A 16,010-nucleotide genomic window follows, 5' to 3' on the forward strand; every position below is an offset into this window, starting at 1 on the left:
CCGGTCCCAGGAGCGGCGGCGTGCTTGGCGGCTTGTGCGTCGCCCCGGGGACCGGTCAGCGGCGCTTGGCGTCGCTGTTGACCAGGGAGCGGATCACCAGGGCGCAGACGGCAAGGGAGACGCCGGTGATGGCGACCGCGAGGAGCATGGAGACGAGGACGGCGCCGACGACCAGGACCACGGCCGTGCCGCCGCCGACGAGGGCGAGAACGCTGCCGGGCGTGAGCTGAACGGTCGAGCGGGACGGCGCCACCGGGGCCGGGACGGGGGCGGTGGGCTGGTGGACCGTGGCCGTCTGCTCAGTGACGGTGGCGGGCGGGTTGGCGAGGCTGGCCACGGTGGGCATGGTCGGGATCTTGGGCCGGAGCATGGTCGGTCTCCCTTGGCTGGACGGTTACTTGACGGCGGTGTCGATGACGGGGGCAAAGAGGCTGTCGGCGAGGAGGTAGCCGCCGAGGAGGAGCACGGCGACGAGCCACCAGGGCGGGCGGATGAGCTTGACGCCGAGCCAGCCGACGACCAGGAGGGCGAACCAGAGCGGGACCTGCATGGCGGCGGCTCCTAGCGGACGCGGCAGCGGTGGGTGCGGGCGGCGAGCTGGGCGGCCGACTGGCTGGAGTAGTCGGCGGACCAGCCGCACCGGTCGGCGGTGCACACGGCGGCGTGCTTGGTCCGGCCGTGGCGGTCGCGGTGGGTGCCGATCTGCACCGGACCGATGCTCATCACGGAGTGGAAGTTGTCGCGGGCAGGCATGTCAGTCGGTCTCCTCACGGGTCGTGGTGGGGTCGGGAAAGCTGGCACGGATACCGGCGGCGATGGCCGGGTCGGCGGTGCGCTGGGCGGCTTCCTCGGCGAGCAGATGGGCGAGGAAGGGCCGGTCGGCCGCGGCCATCTCCCGAGCGCCGTCGAGGTAGTCGGCAGCGGTCAGGTCGGCGGGGTCGGAGGTCATCGGTCGTTCCTTCCGGTCAGGCGAGCTGGGCAGCGATGGCGTCGGCGAGGTGGGGCGGGACACCGAGGCGGGTGCGAAGGGTGTCGGTGTCGATCGGCGATCCGGTGCGTGCCTGGTGGGCTTCCGCGACCTTGCGGGCGTGGTCGACCAGGGCGGCCGGGACCGGCATGGCCGAAGCCGGGGCAGACACCGGAGGAGCGACCGGCAGGGCCGGGGTGTCGTCCTCTGCCGTGACGGCCTCCGGCTCCAGAGCTGCAGCGGGTTCGGGTTCCGTCTCGGGTTCGGGTGCCAGGGCTGGGGGTGCCGGCGGATCCGGCACCCGGTCTCCGGCGGAGTGGGCCAGGAGGGTCCCGCCGAGGAAGGCGAGGGCGGGCCATCCGGCGATGCCGAGGCGGAGCAGGGCGGGCGGGTTGGCCAGGTTGAGGAATCCGGCGGTGGCCACGTTGGCGCCGAGCGAGGCGACCAGGGCGATCAGGAACCAGCACCAGGCCAGCCGGGACGGCCCCTCACTGCGCAGGCGTCGCCAGGCGGCGACCAGGAGCAGGTCGACCGATACCGGGTAGGCCCAGGCCTTCCAGCCGCTCTGTCCGGCAGCGGCGGCCAGGTCGTGCAAGTGGGCGAAGGACAGGGCACCGGCGATGACGGCCTGGACCAGAACCGCGTCCACCCGCAGGGCGGGGCGGGCCATCAGAACCCCTCACCCGGGTAGGGCGGGCCGCTGTTGGGGTCGTAGCCGGGCGGGAACGTCCCCGGCGGAGGCTCGGGCAGCGAGGCGGCCAGGGACGTGCCGACGATCTCGATGAAGTCCTGGTCGGCTCCGGCGTTGTCGCCGTAGAGGGCGAGCTGGCCGAGCAGGAGCACGGTGCGGGCGAAGTCCTCGCAGTTCGGGCACATGACGGGGCTTCCTCCCTTCATGAGGCATGGCAGGGGTAGGGACCTGGCGCGAAAGCGGTCACGCCAACCGGAGAGCGGGAAGGGATCAGGCCGTGGCAGGGGCTGTCTTGGACAGCGGCACACGGGCCGAGGGCACCGGCGCGAAGGCCGGACGGAAGGCCGCCAGGGCGGGCAGGTCCGGAGTGCGGTCGGCGTGCCGGTTGCAGATGTTCACGGCCTCACGCAGCGACGTGTGCGGAGCGCGGATCCGGGACCAGCCGCCGGACGAGTCACCGGTGACGGCCACGCCGGGAGTGTCGGTCGGGATCTGGATGGCGGCCAGGACGGCGTCCGGGGAGATGTCGCCGAAGGCCATGTTGGCGCTCGTCTCGTCGTTGACGCGGTGGGCGGTACGGCCGGTGAGCTGGGCGCGGAGCATCGTGATGCCCTTGCCGAGTTCGGAGCCGAACCGCTGCCCGCACACCTCCAGGTAGATGCCGGCCGCGCGGCCGAGCTGGGCGAGGCGGACCAGGGCGGTGATGATCCGGTCGCGGCGCTTCTCCTCCTCCTTGCTGGCGAACAGGGCGAGTTCGGCGACCTCGTCGACCAGGACCACGACCGGGACCGGGCGCAGGTCTTCGGGCAGGTCCCAGATGTCGGCGGCGATCTCTGCATCGGGCACGGCGACGCTAATGCGCTGCTCGGCCCGGATGAGCTGGTACACCTCCTGCATGTGGGCCACGAGCGCTTCCAGCAGCTCCAGGGCGGTGTCCGGGTTGTCGGCGAGGGCGGAGAACCGGCGGGCCAGCGGGAAGAGCTCCACACCCTGCTTGCAGTCGATGCCGACCAGGGCGACCTCGTGCGGAGCAAGCCCGGCGACCAGGTTGCGCTGGTAGACCGACTTACCGGACTCGGTGGCGCCGAGGGTGAGCGCGTGCGGGACGGCCCGGTAATCGCGGTAGTGCACGCCACCGTCCTCGCGCAGGGCGACCGGGATCCGCATAGGGCGGGTGGTGTCGGTCTTCGCGGGCATCTGCACCCGCTTGAGCACGTCATAGCCGGTCATCCGTACTTCGACGACGCCGGAGCGCAGCTCACGCGAGGTGACCCCGTACATCCCGAAGGAGTGCCGTAGCCGGTCGGATGCGGCAACCACGTCGAAGGCGTCCTGACCGGGGCGGAGCTTGAGCCGTAGGACCAGGCCGGTCCGGGTCGGGCGCAGGCGCAGGATGCGCGGCGGGCGGGACTCCGGCACGGGCCGGTTGGTGGCCCGAGCAAAGGCCAGGCGCCAGCGCGAAGGCGGGACCGTCAGCCCGCAGGCATCCATGACCGAGGCATACCGGATGCGGACCCGCAGCGCAGCGAAGGTGACCCCGAAGGTCATCCAGTACCAGGCGGGGCGCCGCCACCGCAGGAGACCCGCAGCGGCGACGACCAGCACCAGCGCGACCGTGAAGCCGGTCATGATCAGGCCGCCTTCGGCTTCGCGGCGGTCTCCACGAGAGAGGTCACGGCGACCGCGCGGAAGGAGATCCCGTGCCGCTTCTGTCCGTTGAACTCGTTTTCCCACGGCCGGGCGATCAGGCCCGTGAGAGCGACCGGCGTGCCCATGGCCAGCTCGCCCGAGACGCCCGGCTCAGGCACGGCGACGGTGACAACGTCAGCGCTTCCGTTCATGACGAACAGCACGTCCATGGTCCACAGGGTCTCGCCGCTGTCGCGGTCCACAGCCAGCTGACCGGTCTGACGGTTGGCGATCTTCTTCTGAGGCGGCTGAGCGATCATCAGGGTCGCGGCGGAGGTGTCGACGGGAATCTGACGCATGATGGAACTCCCTTTCGGAGGGGCGGGAGCGGCGCACTTGCTTGGCGGTGGGTCGCCGCTCCTGTGCGTTAGCCGAAGCCCGCAGCAAGGCCGCAGGCGGTTGCGCTTCCAACTGGTGCGCACCAGTAGGTTGCATCTGGTGCGCACCAGATGTCAAGCGATGTCGCCGGTCCGGCGCTTTCAACTCGCCTTACTGCGACGGTTCTAGAGAACCGTTTCCTGCAAGAGCGCGGTAGCCAACAGGGGTTAACACCTGTCGCGTTAACCCCTCCCGACCTGCACTGACGTGAGGCATGCTGCAATTAGGACTTACAACCGAGGCAGGGCGGCGCGAGGTGACGAACGGACTCAAGTCAGCGAGGAGTGCACGCGAGTGGTCGCAGGAGCGGCTGGTTCGCGAGATCGAGCGCTATGCGCGCGAGCACATGCTCACTGTGGCATCCACGGCCAGCCTGCGCGTGTACGTCTCGGAGTGGGAGAACGACCGCCGCCCGATCTCGGCCCGGTACGCGAAGATATTGCGTGCCCTGCTCGGCGTCACCGACGACGAACTGAGCGGCGCAGCAGTCACCTTGACGCCACCGGCTGCGGCAGACGGATACGACGAACTCCTAGGCCGGATCGATGCGGCCCGCAGCGTCAGTCTGACCATGGTGAAGACGTTCATGGATCAGACCGAGTTGTTCAGGACCATGGACCGCCAGATGGGGGCCGCGAGTCTCGTCGACCAGATGACCGCCCACCTGGGGACGCTTGAGGACGCTCTGACGTTCGCTGTACTGCCAGAGACCCGGCGCCCAGTCGCCCGCGCGTTGGCCGGGGCGGCGACTCTCGCAGCGTGGCAGGCCCTCGATGTTGGGGCAGTCGAACGCGCCTGGCGCCACTATGAGTTGGGCAAGCGAGCCGCCCAGGAGGCGGACGAGCCGATGTACCTCGCGCACGCCACGGCAGAGCAGGCCTACGTGCTCTGCGACGCGGGACGTGCACCCATGGCAGTCCAGTTGATACGCGACGCGCAGCGACTCGGCGGCAAGGCGATGTCACCGCGTCTCACCGCCTGGCTGTACGCGGCCGAAGCCGAGATATGCGCCCGAGCTGGCATACCCGACGAGTGCCGGCGGGCACTGGAGAATGCGACGCGATGCCTGCCACCGGGAGACGAGGCCCGCGACCCGGACATGCTCAGCATCTTCCTGAACGAAGGCCACCTCACGAGGTGGCGTGGCAACGCGCTTGCACTGATAGGCGATGACGAAGCCGTGGGCAACCTCTACGCGGCACTCGACACCGCCGACCCCACGTTCATACGAGCATCCGCAGGACTGCGCTGCGATCTGGCACAGGCGCACTTGGCCCGCGGCGAGTACGACCAGGCGCACGAGCACCTGCGCCAAGCCCGCCTGGTTGCGAACCGCACAGGCTCAGTGCGTCACCGACGCCGGATCGAGCAGCTCACGCAGCGGTTGTAGGCGAGGCGCCGGCACCCCGGGAGGCGAGAACATGCAGCAGGGCAACGAGTGTGCCGGACCCCATCAACTCACCACGTGCCATGAGCTCCGGGATGTCTGAGAGCGGCACCCAAGCGATGTGCCCGGCCTCTTCGAGGTCTGTCGGCTCACCGACGAGCTTGGCGCCCTTGCCCACGAAGATCTCGTGTGGCGAGTCGACCATGCCCACCATGGGCTGGTAGGTCACCACGTGGTCAAGAGTCGTCGGTCGCCAGCCGGTCTCTTCCTCGACCTCTCGCAACGCCGCCTGCATGGGCTCTTCCCCAGCATCGACGATTCCGCCGGGCAGCTCCCAGCCGAACGACTGAGGGACGAAGCGGTAGCGCCACATCATCAGGACCCGATCCTGGTCGTCGAGGACGGCGGCGACGGCGACACGGTGGAGGCGCACCACGTGATGCTCGAACCGGTCGACACCGGGAGGCTCGACGTCGACGAGGCTGAGCTTCACCCAGCGGTTGTCGTACACGGTCCGCTCACCATGGATCTGCCAAGGCTCGACATCCGTCGGAGTCTCGGTGGTCACTGACCGGTCTGGTACCCGGTAGGAGCTGCGGCCGTGCACTTCGACGAGACCTTCGGAGACCAGCTTGGCCAGCACCTGGCGCAGAGCTGTGCGTCCGATGCTCAGCTCTTCCGACAGGGTCCGCTCGGACGGGAGCTTGGAACCCGGCGAGTACCTGCCCTCCGAGATCCACTCACGGATCGTGCGGTAGACCCGCTCCGACTTCGGTCCCATCCCGTAGGTACGCTCCTTGCTTCCCGTGATGCCGATCAGCACAAGCGTAGCCGTGACCTACTCACGTGAGTAGGCACTCTCAACGAGACGAGCGCCAGCCAACAGCGCGGTAGGACTTTCCCTACTTCATCAAGGCCCGCGCACGGCGCGGGCGCGCGCCGCCTTGTCGGCGGGGCCGCCGCCCTGTCTTCGCCAGCGGCGGCCCCGCCCGGCGGCGCGCTGCGTGCATGCGGGCAGAGGCAGGAAACCCACTGTGGCTGGGGCGGTCGGCTCCACGGCTTTAGGCAGCCAATTTGGCGCGAGCCTCGAAGATCATGGCCCCAACGTCGTGCTTTAACGGGCAGGTCCACAGACTGCCCGACGCGCCGGAAGCTTACGGGGCCATGATCACTCGCGCCAAATCAGCTCCAGCCCAAAGCCGCTCCACCGACCTAGGTCGCTTTTTCTGCCCGCATCAGACTCGCAAGGTGTCCGCATCAGCAAATAGCTGACTCCGCCCCTCAAGCGCAGAGAAAGTATCGATGAGCATTGGGAGTGCACACTCTCTAGCGATGGCGTCAAACAGTAGGGCTTGCTCTGGAAAGAGCTGGAAGTCAAAGACTGACGGCTTATAGCGCACAAGAGAAGAGGCATAGTACGTCACAGCGTAGCGAGCCAAGTCCGGAGGCATAGGAAAAAGCTTGGAGCTGTAGAAGCTTGGGCACAATATCCCATCGAAGAAGGCTTCGTCTCGCGAGGCGAGAATATCCTTCATCTGCCAAGTTATGTCCAGTGCGCCGGATAGGTCAGGTGATCCATCGGCAAGGTGCGGAGCGGTCCTCCGGGCTTGATAGATGGCGAAGCCCATCAAACGGCGACTGAGGCCGAACACGTCACGCCAATGATTGAACATCTCAACTTGTTCAAAATGTTGACGAAACAGTCTCCCTGTCACACCGGCTGGCGTTCCAGTTTCCGGCAAAAGAATAACAGGCCAGCTCTGCTGACCGTCAAAGACCAGTACATGATGGAGACCCTTTGGCTTTTCACTGCCCCAGCCCACGTCTGCCGACTGGCTACCAACTTGAGGAATGTGAGGAATTAGGCGCCTAATAGGAAGCTTCGTCCCGACGGGCAGGGTGCGTCCTGTGCGGTGTTCATAAAGCCATGGAAACACTCCCTTTCTCACCGTTAGCGAGTCGCCCGCTACACTTTTCCCTTGCCTTCCAGGGCTGAAACTGAGTCCATGATGAACGACCCCCTGGATGTCCGACGGCCGAACGGTCAACAGTTCAGCTTTAGCGAAATTCAGCATCGCGTAATAATAGAGGAGGCATGAAGATCTATTAGGGACAGCCAGCGCCGCCTGAAAGTTACTCAATGCCTGACGCATGAAATTTCGATACTCAAGCCAAAGCTTATTTTTCTGGGCCAGCGTCCCCGAGAACCTCTTTCTTCCTACGTTGGCAATTTCAGCATGCCTCCTTAGATTTTCCAGGATGAGGGGGATAGACGCCCCCTCGGACCAATATTCGGGAGGATTTTTAGGGTCATGCACCGCCGAAATGACCCACGAGTTAAAGGGGCGAGGCTGTGGAAGGTTCATTGCTACCCCCTCGTACTTGATCGCTGTGACCTCATGATGGGCTAGTCGTACGCGTGCCGTCCTGCGTTTTCGCGAGCTGGGTTCATCGGTTGCCGCGCTGGGCCGTCTCTGGGCCGTCCGACAGTGACCAACGTCGACAAGCGATGACCGCTAGTGGGCACATCAGCACAGGTCAGCGCAACGCCCCACCGCATCAGTCGACTTGGGCCCCCACTGAAACCAGTTCTAGTTATAGTGGGCGATGGTCGTGAGCAGTGGCCGTGAGCGGCACGACGGGCGGAGGGCGGATGGCGAAGACGTTCGAGCACGGCGGCGGTGTGCGGTCGATAGCCGTGCCGATTCCGGACAACCCCCTCGGCCACACGCTGGTGTACGCGGTCGACACCGACCGCGGCCCGGTGCTGATCGACACCGGATGGGACGACCCTGCGTCCTGGGACACCCTGGTGGCGGGACTGGCGGCGCTGGGCTTCCCGGTCGGGGAGGTGTACGGGGTCGTCATCACCCACCACCACCCCGACCACCACGGGCTGTCGGGGCAGGTGCGGGAGGTCTCCGGCGCGTGGGTCGCGATGCACGAGGCCGACGCGGCGATCGTCCGCCGGACGCGGGGAACCCGCCCCGAGCGCTGGTACACGTACATGGCCGCCAAGCTCACGGCCGCCGGAGCGCCTGAGGAGCATGTGGCCCCGCTTCGGGCCGCCCACCGCCGGACCCTGCCGGGTCTGTCCCCCGCCCTCCCCGACCGGGAGATCGTCCCCGGTGAGTTCCTCGACCTCCCCGGCCGCCGCCTGCGCGCCCTGTGGACGCCGGGCCACACCCCGGGCCACGTCTGCCTGCACCTGGAGGAGGACCACCCGGCCCGGCTCCCCGGCCGCGGCCGGCTCTTCTCCGGGGACCATCTGCTCCCGGAGATCACCCCGCACATCGGCCTGTACGAGGACCCCGACGACGATGGGGGTTCCCCCGCGCGAGCGAAGCCGAGCGTGGGGGACGTCACCGACCCGCTGGGCGACTACCTGGCCTCGCTGGAGCTGGTGGACCGGCTGGCCCCGGCCGAGGTCCTCCCGGCCCACCAGTACGCCTTCGCCGACGCGCCCTCCCGCGTACGGCAGTTGCTCGCGCACCACGAGGAACGGCTCGCCGGGCTGCTCACCCTCCTCGCCGAGCCACTCACGCCCTGGCAGGTGGCCGAGCGCATGGAATGGAACCGTCCCTGGGCGCAGATCCCGTACGGATCGAGGAACATCGCGGTCTCGGAGGCGGAGGCCCACCTGCGGCGGCTGGTGAAGCAGGGGCGGGCGGAGGCGGTGGCGGACAGTGAGCCGGTGGCGTACGTGGCGGTCTGATGCGGTCGTCCGGTCGAGGGCTCCGCTGGTAGAAAGGCTCATGGGCCCTTTGGAGATCCTTCTCGCCGAGCGCGGCTGCGAGCGCGTCATCCACACCTTCGTCCACCGTCTCGACCTCGGTGTACCCGCCTCCGTCGCCGAGCTGTTCACCGAGGACGGCAGCTGGGAGTGGCCCCCGCCGGGGGACGGGCGGCGGTCCGTGGGTCGTCAGGCGCTGCGGGAGTACTTCGGCTCCCGGCCCGCCGACCGGCTCTCCCGCCGGCTGATGTCGAACGTCCTCGTCACCGTCACCTCCGCGGACACCGCGACTGCCGTCTCGTACTTCTCGACGTACCGGGTCGACGGACACACCGGCGGCATCGTCCCGGCCGGGCCTCCGGTCCAGGTCGGGAACTACGAGGACACCTTCCGTCGGGTCGAGGGCGAGTGGCTGCTGGAGCGCCGGGTCCTCGTGCTGCCCTTCGGCGGCCCCACCAAGAGCCTCAGCGAGTGAGTGTCCGGATCAAGTCCACCGCGTCGTCGAGGAGTTCCACCTCACGTGCGCTCATGGTCGGGTTGGCCGCACGGCGTCGCCGCGCCTCCGTCAGGCCCGGCTCGGTGAGCCCGGACGGGTCGGCGAGCAGCGCGGCCAGCAGCGCGCGGGCCGGCTCGGCGAGCCCTTCCTCGTCCACGGCGACCTGGGCGAGGATCACCGCGGACATGCCCCAGTCGAGGCCGGGTGGGCCGTCCTCGGCGTTGGTCCAGTCGATGACCCGGGGGCCGTCCGGGGCGAGGATCACGTTGTCGGGATGCAGGTCCAGGTGCAGGACGCGGGCGCCCGGGTCGGCCGGGTCCCGGCCGGGAACGGAGTGCAGCCGCCGCAGCAGCGCGGCGAGTTCGGACCCGGCCTCCGCCGCGCCCAGCGATCCGTCCAGGAGGGCGGCCAGCATCGTGGGCCCGGACAGCCGCTCCATCACCAGGTCGGTGCGCGAGTCGGACGGCCGCACCCGGGGCACCGGGTAGCCGTGCTCGCGCACGTACGTCATCACCGCCGCCTCGGCGGCCGCGTCGCCCCAGCCCTCCCGATCGCGGCGCAGCACCCACTCCTCGTCGATCTCGTACACATCGGCCGACCGGCCGGAACCCAGCAGTCTCCCCGTTGGCAGCATGGCGCGACCTTACCGACCGCGCCCGGTACCCCCGGCTCACAGGCTCCTCTCAGGCCTCCCCCACCGCCAGGTAGAGTGACCCGGTCGTCATCACACCCGTACGGGGGGAAGCCGGTGCAATTCCGGCGCTGACCCTTCCCCGACTCTCGGCTTCGCCCGAGCCGGGGAGACCCCTATCCGTGAACCGTCGCAGACGGTGAGCCGGACCGCCCCGCGTGGAACGTTGACCGGCTCACGTGCGTCGGCGGCCCGCCGCGCGCACGGCACCGTCGAGGTCTACGGAGCCGAGCCGCCCGGGGTGTCCCGTGCTGCCCGTGCTCCCCCGCAGGGAGAGGCAGTCGCCCACCATGAACGTCCGCCGCAGCGCCGCGGCCATCGCCGCGGTCGGTGTCATAGCCGCAGCCGCGCCCGCCACGGCCGCGTCGCCGTCGCCCTCCCCGTCGGCGGCGCTCCCGTCCGGGCTGTACGGCGGCACCGACCCGAAGTACGACGGTGTGTGGCGGCAGTCCCTCGCGCTGCTCGCCCAGCGCACGGTGGGCGTCCGGCCCGCCGCCGAGGCCGTCGACTGGCTGGTCGGGCAGCAGTGCGCCGACGGAGGCTTCGCCGCCTACCGTCCGGATCCCGCCAAGGCGTGCGAGGCGACCAAGGCCCAGGCCGACACCAACAGCACGGCCGCCGCCGTCCAGGCCCTGCACGCGCTCGGCGAGCACGACGGCGAGGTGCACAAGGCCGTGGTCTGGCTGAAGAGGACACAGAACAAGGACGGCGGCTGGCCCTACACGCCGGGCTCGCCCAGCGACACCAACTCCACCTCCGTCGTCATCGGCGCGCTCGCGGCGGCCGGCGAGGACCCTCTGAAGCTGCGCACCGAGGGCAGCACCCCCGCCGAACTGCTCGCCAAGTGGTCCATCCCCTGCGACGAGGACGGCGGCGGCGCCCTCGCCTACCAGCCGGACAAGAAGGGCAAGTTGTCGGCCAACGCGGACGCGACGGCGGCCGGCGTGCTGGGCGCGCTCGGCAAGGGCTTCGTGGCTGAGGCCGGGAAGGCGCCGGAGGAGGGCTACGTCTGCGCCAACTCGGACAAGCCGCTGACCCCGCCGGAGATCGCCCGCAACGGTGCCGCGTACCTGTCGGACCAGACGCACGACACCGGCCACCTCACCTCCAGCCTCCCCGGCGCGAAGCCACAGCCCGACTACGGCAACACCGCCGACGCCGTCGTCGCCCTGGCCGCGCAGGGCTGGACGAAGCAGGCGCGAAAGCCGTACGCCTGGCTGGAGAAGAACGCGGCGCAGTGGGCGAAGCAGAGCGGTCCCGCCGCCTACGCCGAGTTGGTCTTCGCCGCGCACGCGATGGGCGCCGACCCGCGCGACTTCGGCGGTACCGACCTGGTGCGGGCGCTCGACGCGACGGGACCGGCGCCGCGGACGGCGAAGACCACCGCCGGTGAGAAGAAGCCGGCCAAGCACGACTCGGGGACCAGCGTTTGGTGGATCGTCGGCACCGGCCTCGTCGCGGGCATCGGCATCGGTTTCCTGCTGAGCGGACGCAAGAGGAAGCAGGGGCTGTGACCGGCGTCCGCCGTGCCGGGGCGCTGCTCCTGGGCGTGTTCCTGTGTGTGGTCCCGGCCGGGCAGGCCCAGGCCGCCGGCTACCGCTACTGGTCGTTCTGGGAGCGCACCGGCGGCCACTGGACGTACGCCACGCAGGGCCCGTCGACCGCGCGTCCCGCCGACGGCGACGTGCAGGGCTTCCGGTTCGCGGTGAGCGAGGACTCCGCCTCCGCTCAGCGTCCGCGCGGCACCGCGGACTTCGGCGCGATCTGCGCCGGGTCGCCCGCCCGGCCGGGCAAGAAGCGCGTCGCACTGGTCCTGGACTTCGGCACGTCCTCCGACGCCCCCTCCGGCGAGACCCCGCCGGACCGCCGGACGGTCTGCGCGGCGGTCTCCGCCGACGGGACGACGGCGGACGCGCTGGCCGCCGTGGCCGGACCGCTGCGGTACGACGCGAACGCGCTGCTGTGTGCGATCGCCGGGTACCCCCGCAAGGGGTGCGGGGAGCAGGTGGCGGTCGGCGGACCTGCCGGGAAGCGCACAGGAAAACCGGCCGGGAAGCCCGCCGGGAGCGAGTCGGGGCACGGGCCGTCGGTGGGCCTGCCGGTGGGCGTGGGTGTGGTCGTGCTCCTGGGCGCGGCGGCGATATGGCGGGCCAGGCGCCGTGGCCGCGCGTAGCGTACCCGCACTGCACCCCGGTGCCTGGTGGCTCTGGTCGCTGGGCCTGGGCACGGCGGCGACCCGCACCACCAACCCCCTGCTCCTCGCGCTCCTCATGGCGGCGTCCGGCTATGTGGTGGCCACCCACCGCGGCACCGCCCCCTGGGCCCGCTCCTACGGCGCCTTCGCCAGGCTCGCCCTCGCCGTCCTCGTCATCCGCCTGGTGTTCGCGGTGGCGCTCGGCTCCCCCGTTCCCGGTACGCACGTGCTCGTCGGCCTCCCCGAAGTCCCGCTCCCGCACTGGGCGCAGGGCATCCGCCTGGGCGGCGAGGTCACCGCCGAGGGAGTGCTGTTCGCGGTGTACGACGGCCTGAGGCTGGCCACGCTGCTGATCTGCGTCGGCGCGGCGAACGCCCTCGCGAACCCGGCCCGTCTCCTCAAGTCCCTGCCCGGCGCGCTGTACGAGACGGGCGTGGCCGTGGTCGTCGCCCTCACCTTCGCACCGAACCTGATCGCCGACGTCCAGCGGCTGCGTGCCGCCCGCCGGCTGCGCGGCCGCCCGGACCGGGGCGTGCGCGGGCTGCTCCAGGTCGGACTGCCCGTGCTGGAGGGCGCGTTGGAACGGTCCGTCGCGCTCGCCGCCGCGATGGACGCCCGCGGTTACGGCCGTACCGCCGACGTCCCCGCCCGGATCCGCCGTACCACCGCCGCCCTCACCCTGGGCGGCCTGCTCGGCGTCTGCGCGGGCACGTACGGACTGCTCACCGCCGAAGGCGGCACGTACGGACTGCCGGTGCTGCTGGCCTCGGTCGTCCTCGCCCTCCTGGGCCTGCGCCTCGGAGGCCGCCGCACCCTGCGCACCCGCTACCGCCCGGACGCCTGGAACGCGCGTGCCTGGCTGGTCGCCGGGTCCGGCGCGGCCGTCGCCGCGCTGCTGGCCCTCGCCTCCGTACGGGACCCCGACGCCCTGCAGCCCGGTGTCGTGCCGCTGACCGCGCCCGGGCTTCCCCTGTGGCCCGCGGCCGCGGTACTCCTTGCCCTGCTCCCCGCCTTCGTCGTCCCCGAGGAGTCGTCGTGATCCGTTTCGAGGATGTCTCCGTGACGTACGACGGGGCGGCCGAACCCGCCGTGCGGGGAGTGGACTTCGAGGTGCCGGAGGGTGAACTGGTGCTTCTCGTCGGCCCGTCGGGGGTGGGCAAGTCCACCGTGCTGGGGTCGGTCAGCGGGCTGGTCCCGCACTTCACCGGCGGCACCCTGCGCGGCCGGGTCACGGTCGCCGGCCGGGACACCCGTACCCACAAGCCGCGTGCACTCGCCGACGTGGTGGGCACGGTGGGCCAGGACCCGCTCGCGCACTTCGTGACGGACACCGTGGAGGACGAACTCGCCTACGGGATGGAGTCGTTGGGGATCGCCCCGGAGGTGATGCGGCGCCGCGTGGAGGAGACCCTCGACCTGCTCGGCCTGGCCGGCCTGCGGGACCGGCCGATCGCCACGCTCTCCGGCGGCCAGCTGCAGCGGGTCGCCATCGGCTCGGTCCTCACCCCGCACCCCCGGGTGCTCGTGCTGGACGAGCCGACGTCGGCGCTCGACCCGGCCGCCGCGGAGGAGGTCCTCGCCGTCCTCCAGCGGCTCGTGCACGACCTCGGTACGACGGTGCTGATGGCGGAGCACCGGCTGGAACGCGTGGTCCAGTACGCCGACAAGGTCGCGCTGCTTCCCGCTCCCGGCGCCGCTCCCCTCCTCGGCACCCCGGCCGAGATGATGGCCGTCTCCCCGGTGTACCCGCCGGTGGTGGACCTGGGCCGACTGGCGGGCTGGTCCCCGCTGCCGCTGACGGTGCGGGACGCGCGCCGGCGGGCGGACGGGCTGCGGGACCGGCTCACCGGGCGGGACACGCCACCCGACGCGACACCGACCGACGCGACACCGATCGCCACGACCCCCGCTCCCCCACCGCCCGCTGCCCGCCGCCGCCTGTTCCGGCGTGCCCCCGAGCAGCCCGCGCCGCCCACGGCCGCCGAAGTCCGCTCCCTGGCCGTCCGCCGGGCCGGCGTCGACGCGCTCCGGCAGGTGGACCTCACCCTCGTACCCGGCGAGACGGTCGCCCTCATGGGCCGCAACGGCGCCGGAAAGTCCACCCTCCTCTCCGCGCTGGTGGGCCTGGTCGCACCGTCCGCCGGATCGGTGCGCGTCGGCGGAGCCGTCCCGCACCGCACCCCGCCCCGCGAGCTGGTGCGCCGGGTCGGGCTGGTCCCGCAGGAGCCACGGGACCTGCTGTACGCCGACACGGTCGGCGCGGAGTGCGCGGCGGCCGACCGGGACGCGGGGGCCGCGCCGGGCACGTGCCGTGCGCTGGTGTCGGAGCTGCTGCCGGGCATCGGCGACGACACGCATCCCCGGGACCTCTCCGAGGGGCAGCGGCTGGCGCTCGCCCTGGCCGTCGTACTGGCCGCGCGCCCGCCCCTGCTCCTGCTGGACGAGCCGACCCGGGGCCTGGACTACGCGGCGAAGGCGCGCCTGGTCACGGTGTTGCGCGGCCTCGCTGCCGAGGGGCACGCGATCGTCCTGGCCACGCACGACGTGGAGCTGGCGGCCGAGATCGCCCACCGGGTCGTGCTGCTCGCCGACGGCGAGGTGATCGCCGACGGGCCGACGGCCGGCATCGTCGTCTCGTCCCCGTCCTTCGCGCCCCAGGTCACCAAGATCCTGGCCCCGCAGCCGTGGCTCACGGTCGCCCAGGTCCGGGAGGCGCTCGCATGACGCGCCGGCCCCGCCCCGTCCGCCTCGGCCCGCGCTCACTGACCGCGCTCGTCCTGGTCGGCGCGGTCGGCGTCGTCGCCTTCGGCTGGCCCTTCCTGGCCCCCCCGACCTCTCGGCTCGGCGCCCACGCGCAGGACGCGCCGTGGCTCTTCGCGGGCCTGCTGCTGCTCCTCGTCGCCGTCGTGGCCGCGACGATCTCCGAGTCGGGGCTCGGGCCGAAGGCCGTGGCCATGCTGGGGGTGCTGGCCGCGACCGGTGCGGCGCTGCGGCCGGTCGGCGCGGGTACCGCCGGTATCGAGCCGATGTTCTTCCTCATGGTGCTCAGCGGGCGCGTCCTCGGCCCGGGCTTCGGGTTCGTCCTCGGCTCGGTCACCATGTTCGCGTCCGCCCTGCTCACCGGCGGGGTGGGCCCATGGATGCCGTTCCAGATGCTCGCCATGGGGTGGTTCACGATGGGTGCGGGCCTGCTCCCCGGCGCCGACCGGCTGCGCGGCCGGACCGAGCTGGCGCTCCTGTCCGCGTACGGTTTCCTGGCCGCCTTCGCCTACGGCACGGTGATGAACCTGGCGGGCTGGCCCTTCATGGGTGCCCTGGCCTCGGGCATCGCCTTCGACCCGCACGCGGCGCTCCCGGCGAACCTGGCCCGCTTCCTCGCGTACTGCCTGGCCACCTCCCTCGGCTGGGACCTGGGCCGGGCGGTCTGCACGGTCGTCCTGACCCTGACGCTCGGGCCGACGCTTCTGAGGGCGCTGCGCCGGGCCACCCGCCGGGCGGCCTTCGAGACGGCCGTCACCTTCGAGCCACCCGCCTCGTGACCACTCGTACGCACTCCGTCAGGGCCGCGGTGAAGCACCCCACATGACGCACGTCACCTACGATCCGGCACCGTAGCGCGACTTGTCCGATATGTCCGTACGCACATCCTGTCCGACCTGCACTTCAAGAGCCGACTCGCAGGCGAGACTTTCCACTCGGATCCGGCCACCACTAGTAAAGGGGGCGATTGCGGACATCTCTTCCGCCTGTTTCCGTGGAGCGGTCGCCAGGCGCCGACAAGCCC

The 16,010-nt window shown here is 70.8% G+C and carries 19 protein-coding genes; 8 read left to right on the plus strand and 11 right to left on the minus strand.

What is annotated here, in order from left to right; translation table 11 throughout:
• Positions 1 to 55 precede the first annotated feature (55 nt).
• The 8 genes from ACFYZQ_RS02665 to ACFYZQ_RS02700 form a co-directional block, all read right to left on the minus strand.
• Positions 56 to 370 (minus strand): SpdD-like protein, encoded by a 315-nt coding sequence (locus ACFYZQ_RS02665; protein ID WP_389140844.1) that lies wholly within the window; start codon positions 368 to 370, stop codon positions 56 to 58.
• Between the two features lie 24 nt (positions 371 to 394).
• A complete protein-coding gene (locus ACFYZQ_RS02670; protein ID WP_389140846.1) occupies positions 395 to 550 on the minus strand; it encodes a hypothetical protein in 156 nt (51 codons plus the stop codon).
• An 11-nt stretch (positions 551 to 561) separates the two neighbouring features.
• Complete coding sequence (locus ACFYZQ_RS02675) at positions 562 to 753, minus strand: mobile element transfer protein (RefSeq protein ID WP_389140848.1); 192 nt, start codon at positions 751 to 753, stop codon at positions 562 to 564.
• 1 nt (position 754) lies between these two features.
• On the minus strand, positions 755 to 949 hold the full coding sequence (locus ACFYZQ_RS02680) for a hypothetical protein (protein WP_389140850.1): 195 nt from the start codon (positions 947 to 949) through the stop codon (positions 755 to 757).
• Positions 950 to 965: 16 nt separating this feature from the next.
• Positions 966 to 1,637 carry a DUF2637 domain-containing protein gene (locus ACFYZQ_RS02685; protein WP_389140852.1) on the minus strand — a complete coding sequence of 224 codons (672 nt, stop codon included), beginning with the start codon at positions 1,635 to 1,637 and terminating at the stop codon, positions 966 to 968.
• A complete protein-coding gene (locus ACFYZQ_RS02690; protein WP_389140854.1) occupies positions 1,637 to 1,843 on the minus strand; it encodes a hypothetical protein in 207 nt (68 codons plus the stop codon). Before ACFYZQ_RS02690 ends, ACFYZQ_RS02685 begins: the two co-directional genes overlap by 1 nt.
• 85 nt (positions 1,844 to 1,928) lie before the next feature.
• Positions 1,929 to 3,287, minus strand: coding sequence for an FtsK/SpoIIIE domain-containing protein (locus tag ACFYZQ_RS02695; RefSeq protein WP_389140856.1), 1,359 nt, complete (start codon positions 3,285 to 3,287; stop codon positions 1,929 to 1,931).
• Positions 3,288 to 3,289: 2 nt separating this feature from the next.
• Positions 3,290 to 3,646 (minus strand): hypothetical protein, encoded by a 357-nt coding sequence (locus ACFYZQ_RS02700; RefSeq protein WP_389140858.1) that lies wholly within the window; start codon positions 3,644 to 3,646, stop codon positions 3,290 to 3,292.
• A 425-nt stretch (positions 3,647 to 4,071) separates the two neighbouring features.
• Here ACFYZQ_RS02700 and ACFYZQ_RS02705 point away from each other — a divergent pair, with 425 nt between their 5' ends.
• The gene (locus ACFYZQ_RS02705; RefSeq protein ID WP_389141860.1) at positions 4,072 to 5,115 is read left to right on the plus strand and encodes an XRE family transcriptional regulator; all 1,044 of its coding nucleotides are present in this window, start codon (positions 4,072 to 4,074) and stop codon (positions 5,113 to 5,115) included.
• On the opposite strand, the gene ACFYZQ_RS02710 is transcribed toward ACFYZQ_RS02705, so the two are convergent.
• Positions 5,099 to 5,893: a GntR family transcriptional regulator gene (locus tag ACFYZQ_RS02710; protein ID WP_389140860.1), complete on the minus strand. Its 795-nt coding sequence runs from the start codon at positions 5,891 to 5,893 to the stop codon at positions 5,099 to 5,101. The genes ACFYZQ_RS02705 and ACFYZQ_RS02710 overlap by 17 nt on opposite strands.
• A gap of 454 nt (positions 5,894 to 6,347) precedes the next feature.
• Complete coding sequence (locus ACFYZQ_RS02715) at positions 6,348 to 7,478, minus strand: YaaC family protein (RefSeq protein ID WP_389140862.1); 1,131 nt, start codon at positions 7,476 to 7,478, stop codon at positions 6,348 to 6,350.
• 287 nt (positions 7,479 to 7,765) lie between these two features.
• Here ACFYZQ_RS02715 and ACFYZQ_RS02720 point away from each other — a divergent pair, with 287 nt between their 5' ends.
• Both ACFYZQ_RS02720 and ACFYZQ_RS02725 read left to right on the plus strand, forming a co-directional pair.
• Positions 7,766 to 8,827 (plus strand): MBL fold metallo-hydrolase, encoded by a 1,062-nt coding sequence (locus ACFYZQ_RS02720; protein WP_389140864.1) that lies wholly within the window; start codon positions 7,766 to 7,768, stop codon positions 8,825 to 8,827.
• Positions 8,828 to 8,867: 40 nt separating this feature from the next.
• Positions 8,868 to 9,320: a nuclear transport factor 2 family protein gene (locus tag ACFYZQ_RS02725; protein ID WP_389140866.1), complete on the plus strand. Its 453-nt coding sequence runs from the start codon at positions 8,868 to 8,870 to the stop codon at positions 9,318 to 9,320.
• Here ACFYZQ_RS02725 and ACFYZQ_RS02730 read toward each other — a convergent pair.
• Positions 9,310 to 9,975 carry a phosphotransferase gene (locus ACFYZQ_RS02730; protein WP_389140868.1) on the minus strand — a complete coding sequence of 222 codons (666 nt, stop codon included), beginning with the start codon at positions 9,973 to 9,975 and terminating at the stop codon, positions 9,310 to 9,312. The two genes, ACFYZQ_RS02725 and ACFYZQ_RS02730, sit on opposite strands and share 11 nt — an antisense overlap.
• 347 nt (positions 9,976 to 10,322) lie before the next feature.
• On the opposite strand from ACFYZQ_RS02730, the gene ACFYZQ_RS02735 reads away from it, so the two are divergent.
• From ACFYZQ_RS02735 to ACFYZQ_RS02755, 5 genes are read left to right on the plus strand one after another with little or no spacing between them, the layout of a single operon-like run.
• Complete coding sequence (locus ACFYZQ_RS02735) at positions 10,323 to 11,546, plus strand: prenyltransferase/squalene oxidase repeat-containing protein (protein ID WP_389140870.1); 1,224 nt, start codon at positions 10,323 to 10,325, stop codon at positions 11,544 to 11,546.
• Entirely contained in the window at positions 11,543 to 12,205 is a 663-nt protein-coding gene (locus ACFYZQ_RS02740) for an SCO2322 family protein (protein WP_389140872.1), read from the plus strand. Before ACFYZQ_RS02735 ends, ACFYZQ_RS02740 begins: the two co-directional genes overlap by 4 nt.
• Positions 12,192 to 13,265 (plus strand): energy-coupling factor transporter transmembrane component T, encoded by a 1,074-nt coding sequence (locus ACFYZQ_RS02745; protein WP_389140874.1) that lies wholly within the window; start codon positions 12,192 to 12,194, stop codon positions 13,263 to 13,265. The genes ACFYZQ_RS02740 and ACFYZQ_RS02745 overlap by 14 nt, the downstream gene beginning before the upstream one ends.
• Positions 13,262 to 14,950: an ABC transporter ATP-binding protein gene (locus ACFYZQ_RS02750; protein ID WP_389140876.1), complete on the plus strand. Its 1,689-nt coding sequence runs from the start codon at positions 13,262 to 13,264 to the stop codon at positions 14,948 to 14,950. Before ACFYZQ_RS02745 ends, ACFYZQ_RS02750 begins: the two co-directional genes overlap by 4 nt.
• Complete coding sequence (locus ACFYZQ_RS02755; RefSeq protein WP_389140878.1) at positions 14,947 to 15,765, plus strand: ECF transporter S component; 819 nt, start codon at positions 14,947 to 14,949, stop codon at positions 15,763 to 15,765. Before ACFYZQ_RS02750 ends, ACFYZQ_RS02755 begins: the two co-directional genes overlap by 4 nt.
• Positions 15,766 to 16,010: the final 245 nt, after the last annotated feature.

Source organism: Streptomyces sp. NPDC001843 (assembly GCF_042891955.1).
Lineage (GTDB): Bacteria > Actinomycetota > Actinomycetes > Streptomycetales > Streptomycetaceae > Streptomyces.

Excerpts from the sequence above, each read along its gene's own strand:
- ACFYZQ_RS02665 (WP_389140844.1), bottom strand. The coding sequence starts at position 370 with ATGCTCCGGCCCAAGATCCCGACCATGCCCACCGTGGCCAGCCTCGCC.
- ACFYZQ_RS02670 (WP_389140846.1), bottom strand. The coding sequence starts at position 550 with ATGCAGGTCCCGCTCTGGTTCGCCCTCCTGGTCGTCGGCTGGCTCGGC.
- ACFYZQ_RS02675 (WP_389140848.1), bottom strand. The coding sequence starts at position 753 with ATGCCTGCCCGCGACAACTTCCACTCCGTGATGAGCATCGGTCCGGTG.
- ACFYZQ_RS02680 (WP_389140850.1), bottom strand. The coding sequence starts at position 949 with ATGACCTCCGACCCCGCCGACCTGACCGCTGCCGACTACCTCGACGGC.
- ACFYZQ_RS02685 (WP_389140852.1), bottom strand. The coding sequence starts at position 1,637 with ATGGCCCGCCCCGCCCTGCGGGTGGACGCGGTTCTGGTCCAGGCCGTC.
- ACFYZQ_RS02690 (WP_389140854.1), bottom strand. The coding sequence starts at position 1,843 with ATGTGCCCGAACTGCGAGGACTTCGCCCGCACCGTGCTCCTGCTCGGC.
- ACFYZQ_RS02695 (WP_389140856.1), bottom strand. The coding sequence starts at position 3,287 with ATGACCGGCTTCACGGTCGCGCTGGTGCTGGTCGTCGCCGCTGCGGGT.
- ACFYZQ_RS02700 (WP_389140858.1), bottom strand. The coding sequence starts at position 3,646 with ATGCGTCAGATTCCCGTCGACACCTCCGCCGCGACCCTGATGATCGCT.
- ACFYZQ_RS02705 (WP_389141860.1), top strand. The coding sequence starts at position 4,072 with ATGCTCACTGTGGCATCCACGGCCAGCCTGCGCGTGTACGTCTCGGAG.
- ACFYZQ_RS02710 (WP_389140860.1), bottom strand. The coding sequence starts at position 5,893 with ATGGGACCGAAGTCGGAGCGGGTCTACCGCACGATCCGTGAGTGGATC.
- ACFYZQ_RS02715 (WP_389140862.1), bottom strand. The coding sequence starts at position 7,478 with ATGAACCTTCCACAGCCTCGCCCCTTTAACTCGTGGGTCATTTCGGCG.
- ACFYZQ_RS02720 (WP_389140864.1), top strand. The coding sequence starts at position 7,766 with ATGGCGAAGACGTTCGAGCACGGCGGCGGTGTGCGGTCGATAGCCGTG.
- ACFYZQ_RS02725 (WP_389140866.1), top strand. The coding sequence starts at position 8,868 with ATGGGCCCTTTGGAGATCCTTCTCGCCGAGCGCGGCTGCGAGCGCGTC.
- ACFYZQ_RS02730 (WP_389140868.1), bottom strand. The coding sequence starts at position 9,975 with ATGCTGCCAACGGGGAGACTGCTGGGTTCCGGCCGGTCGGCCGATGTG.
- ACFYZQ_RS02735 (WP_389140870.1), top strand. The coding sequence starts at position 10,323 with ATGAACGTCCGCCGCAGCGCCGCGGCCATCGCCGCGGTCGGTGTCATA.
- ACFYZQ_RS02755 (WP_389140878.1), top strand. The coding sequence starts at position 14,947 with ATGACGCGCCGGCCCCGCCCCGTCCGCCTCGGCCCGCGCTCACTGACC.